The 4,771-nt window shown below is 58.3% G+C and carries 4 protein-coding genes; 1 reads left to right on the top strand and 3 read right to left on the bottom strand.

Features of this window, described 5'->3' with window-relative positions; translation table 11 throughout:
• The 3 genes from OP495_RS16580 to katG form a co-directional block, all read right to left on the bottom strand.
• The coding region (locus OP495_RS16580) for an SDR family NAD(P)-dependent oxidoreductase (protein ID WP_280570823.1) at positions 1-388 on the bottom strand (388 nt) is incomplete at its 3' end.
• Between the two features lie 40 nt (positions 389-428).
• Complete coding sequence (locus OP495_RS16575; RefSeq protein ID WP_280570821.1) at positions 429-1,181, bottom strand: sulfite exporter TauE/SafE family protein; 753 nt, start codon at positions 1,179-1,181, stop codon at positions 429-431.
• 294 nt (positions 1,182-1,475) lie between these two features.
• Entirely contained in the window at positions 1,476-3,629 is a 2,154-nt protein-coding gene (katG, locus tag OP495_RS16570) for a catalase/peroxidase HPI (protein ID WP_280570819.1), read from the bottom strand.
• Between the two features lie 318 nt (positions 3,630-3,947).
• Here katG and OP495_RS16565 point away from each other — a divergent pair.
• Positions 3,948-4,771 (top strand): aminotransferase class III-fold pyridoxal phosphate-dependent enzyme (locus OP495_RS16565; RefSeq protein WP_280570817.1); only part of this gene is annotated, 824 nt, incomplete at its 3' end.

Raw genomic sequence — 4,771 nt, 5'->3', positions numbered from 1 at the left:
CGCCGACGTCGATCAGTGTCGGCAGTAGCGTGTGGGTGACGTTGACCAGCCCCGTGACGTTGGTGTCGATCATGGTGTGCCAGTCGCGCCGGTCGACTTCTTGAGCGGGCTGCGGTGCCAGCGCGAGGCCGGCATTGTTGAGCAGCGTGTGCACGCGCTTGAAACCGTCCGGCAGCGCGGCCACGGCGGCATCGACGGCATCGCTGTCACGCACATCGAGCGCGACGATATGCACCGGCACCTGACCTTGAAGCTCTTCCTTCAAGGCTTCCAGGCGTTCCTGTCGGCGCCCGGTGAGCACCAGCGACCAGCCCGCGGCAGCGAAGCGATGCGCGGCGGCGCGGCCAAAGCCCGAGGTAGCGCCGGTGATGAAGACACAATCCGTCATGCGGGTTTCCTCCCGTTGTGAAAATGAGTGATGTTAGGGGTCAGACAAGCACTTCGCGGAGCAGCACCCACAGCGAGAGCCCGATCAAAAGCGGTGCAACGCTGGTCTTGAGTGAGCGCGGCGGCGCGCGTTCGAAGCGCCACTGGCCGAGGACGTTACCCAGCAGCGCCGGAAACAATAGCCATGCCGCCCAGTGCCAAGTGCTGGCCTGCAAGGCTCCAGCCAGCCCCAGGCCAAGCAGGGATGCACTGCTGCTCGCGGCGAAGAAGACGATGGCCGTGGCGCGCATCGCAAGCGGTGGCATGCGCCGATATAGCAGATACAGCATCAACGGCGGCCCGCCGGAAGACGCCAGCGTCATGCACAGCCCCGAAGCGCCGCCTGCGCCAAGCGTCACGCCACAGTGATGCGTCTTGGGCGCCGCCGAAGCGGCATCGCGCTGGCACAGCAAGGCAACGGCGCCACCCATCGCCAGTAGCGCGACAACGATGCGCATCGGCGAAGCCGGCACGCTTGCCAGGAGCCAAACACCGATCAAGGTTGTCGCCGCCATACCCAGCAGCAGATAGCGCAGGCATGGCCAGTCGGCATGCCGCAGGGCGCGTCGCCATAACCCCAGGCTGGTGACGAGATCCAGCAGCAGCGCCAACGGCACGGCCTGAATCGGTGGCATGAGCAGCATCAGCCCCAGCGCCATCAGCATGGCGAAGCCAAAGCCGCAATAACCACGCACCATGCCCGCCAATAGCGCTAGGCTCATCGCAGCAGCAAGCGTGGGCAGTGTTGGGATCACGGCGTCTCCTGAGTACGGGCATGAGCGAGCTAGCGTTGCGAGACCTTAGCCAGCCCGCCCAGATCACGGTAGAGCCAGTTCCAGCGCACCGATGAGACATGTTGCAGTCACGAGATCGACGTTGGCATGCCGCTAGCCGCTGAGCACAGGCATACAGAAAGGCACAAACCAAGAAGGCAGGAATCGGGGCGAGTGCATCAAGCGGAGGGCTTAGGGTATCGCGACACGGCGCACTACATCTTGAAGGGCCGTGTCACGTTCCCGGTGTGCAATGCACGATATAGGAAGGAAGTGTTACGCGACGTCGAAGCGGTCGGCGTTCATTACTTTCGTCCAGGCTGCGACGAAGTCTTTGACGAACTTCTCGTCATTATCGTCCTGAGCATAGACCTCCGCGTAAGAACGCAGCAGCGAGTTGGAACCAAAGACCAGATCCACGCGTGACGCGGTCCACTTGACCGTGTCCGTTTGCCGGTCGCGGATCGTGTAAAGGCCGTTACCCGCTGGCTTCCAGGCATTGCCCATGTCGGTCAGGTTGACGAAGAAATCATTGGTCAACTGGCCTTCACGGTCGGTGAAGACACCGTGCTGGGTACCGTCATGGTTGGTGCCCAGTACTCGCATACCGCCGAGTAGCACGGTCATTTCCGGCCCGGTCAGCCCCATCAATTGGGCACGGTCGAGCAGCATTTCTTCCGGATTGACCACGTAATCTTTCTTCTGCCAATTACGAAAGCCATCAGCCAACGGCTCCAGCGGCTCAAAGGAGTCGGCATCGGTCATTTCATCGAGAGCATCACCGCGACCTTTCAAGAACGGTACGCGTACCTCATGGCCCGCCGCCTTGGCCGCTTTCTCGATACCCACGCTACCTGCCAGCACGATCACATCAGCGATGCTGGCACCGGTATCAGCAGAGATCTTCTCATACACACTGAGTACTCTAACGAGACGCTCGGGCTCGTTCCCTTGCCACTCTTTCTGAGGCGCAAGCCGAATACGAGCACCGTTAGCACCACCGCGCATGTCGGAACCGCGATACGTACGAGCACTATCCCACGCCGTGCTGACCATCTCACTGATGCTCAAACCGCTTTCAGCAATCTTCTGCTTGACGACTTCTTCGCTGTAGTCGGTGTTACCTGCCGGAATGGGATCCTGCCAGATCAGGTCTTCAGCGGGCACTTCCGGGCCGATGTAACGCGACTTCGGGCCCAGATCGCGATGAGTCAGCTTGAACCATGCCCTGGCAAACGTTTCAGAAAAATACTCTGGATCGTTCATGAACTTCTGGCAGATTTCGTTATAGACGGGGTCAACTTTCATCGCCATATCGGCATCCGTCATGATCGGATTACGGCGAATTGATGCGTCTTCAACGTCAACCGGCTTATCTTCTTCGGCAATATCGGCGGGCTCCCATTGCCATGCTCCAGCCGGGCTTTTCTTGAGCTCCCATTCGTGATTAAAGAGCATATCGAACCAACCCATGTCCCACTGAGTCGGATTTTGGGTCCAAGCACCTTCTATGCCAGATACCACAGTATCCTGGCCTACACCGCGGCCTTTGGTATTTATCCAACCAATGCCCTGATATTCAACATCAGCCGCTTCTGGCTCTGCACTCAGGTCGGCAGCATCACCATTACCATGGCATTTACCGATAGTATGACCGCCGGCTGTTAGCGCCGCTGTCTCTTCATCATTCATGGCCATGCGAGCGAAGGTTTCACGCACATGCTCAGCGGTTTTCAGCGGATCGGGCTGCCCGTTTACGCCCTCTGGGTTAACATAAATAAGCCCCATCTGTACTGCTGCCAGAGGGTTTTCCATGGTGTCCGGATTTTCAACGTCACCGTAGCGCTCATCAGAAGGTGCCAGCCACTCCTTCTCGTCGCCCCAGTAGATGTCCTTCTCTGGATGCCAGATGTCTTCACGGCCGAAGGCAAAGCCATAGGTCTTCAAACCCGCGACTTCGTAAGCGACGGTACCGGAAAGTACCATCAGGTCAGCCCATGAAATTTTATTGCCATATTTCTTTTTGATGGGCCATAGAAGCCGACGTCCCTTATCGGTATTCACATTATCCGGCCAAGAGTTAAGCGGCGCGAATCGCTGATTACCAGTACCGCCGCCGCCACGGCCATCTGCCAGGCGATATGAGCCTGCAGAGTGCCAAGCAACACGGGCAAACATACCCACGTAACTGCCCCAATCCGCAGGCCACCACTCTTGGCTATCCAACATCAACTTTCGGAGGTCGTCCTTTAGCGCTTGAACGTCAAGCTTCTTGACCTCTTCCCGATAGTTAAAACCAGAATCCATCGGGTTGGTCTTGCAATCATGCTGGTGCAGGATATCCAGGTTGATACCTTCCGGCCACCAATCCTTATTGGAGGTGCCTGTGGAGGTATGGCCACCGTGCATTACTGGGCATTTTCCGCTCATATTGCCTTCCCCTTTTTACTCTTTACCTTGGGGATAACCAAGGAACCTATGGTCTGCACCTTAGTTATCGTGCTCACATTTGCGTGACAGCCATGCGTTATTGACGTAGCTATTTTTAAAGTATTCTTTTGATAGTCAAAATTTGTATTTCGCTACCCATCCAATAAAAATAAATTATTGCACGATAAAACGGTGCGCGGTGAGAAATGCTGCTGTCACGAGGTCAGCGTATTTCTGGCTCTATCTATGCGCGGGGAACGCTGCCTAAGCTTGTTCGATAATCGACACTGTTCTTCGCCGACCGACAGGGCTTCGCTCATGACCCCGACCAACGACCTCGTTCGCCAGCTCGACCGCCAGTATGTTTTCCATTCCTGGTCCCAACAGGGCCAGCTCGATCCGCTGGTAATCGCCGGCGGCGAAGGCTGTCGTTTATGGGATTACGCAGGTAACGAATACCTCGATTTCAGCAGCCAGCTAGTGAATACCAACATCGGCCATCAACATCCCAGGGTCATCGCCGCCATCAAGGAGCAGGCCGAGACACTCACCACGGTAGCGCCTGCGCACGCCAACCTGGCCCGGGGCGAAGCCGCCAAGCGCATCGTGGAGCGCGCGCCGCAGGGCTTTTCCAGAGTGTTTTTCACCAACGCGGGGGCAGACGCCAACGAGAACGCCATCCGCATGGCGCGGAGCTACACAGGGCGCGACAAGATTCTCTCGGCGTATCGCTCCTATCACGGCAATACTGGGTCGGCCATCGTCGCGACGGGCGACCCGCGTCGCGTGCCCAACGAATTTGCGCGGGGCCATGCGCACTTCTTCAATCCCTACCTTTATCGCAGCGACTTCTGGGCCAGCGATGAGCAGGAGGAATGCCAGCGCGCCTTGCAGCACCTGCGCCGCGTCATCGAATGTGAGGGCCCCGGCGCCATTGCCGCCATTCTGCTCGAGCCGATCCCCGGCACGGCAGGCGTGCTGACGCCCCCGGCGGACTATTTGAAGGGTGTGCGGGCGCTGGCCGACGAATTCGGCATCCTGTTGATCTTCGATGAAGTGATGGCCGGGTTCGGGCGCACCGGGCGCTGGTTCGCCTTCGAGCATTACGGCGTCTCACCGGATCTGATCGTATTCGCCAAGGG

This window comes from Chromohalobacter sp. 296-RDG, from assembly GCF_029889885.1.
In the GTDB taxonomy this organism is placed as follows: Bacteria; Pseudomonadota; Gammaproteobacteria; order Pseudomonadales; family Halomonadaceae; genus Chromohalobacter.
This window is presented reverse-complemented; position numbering and strand designations above follow the sequence as displayed.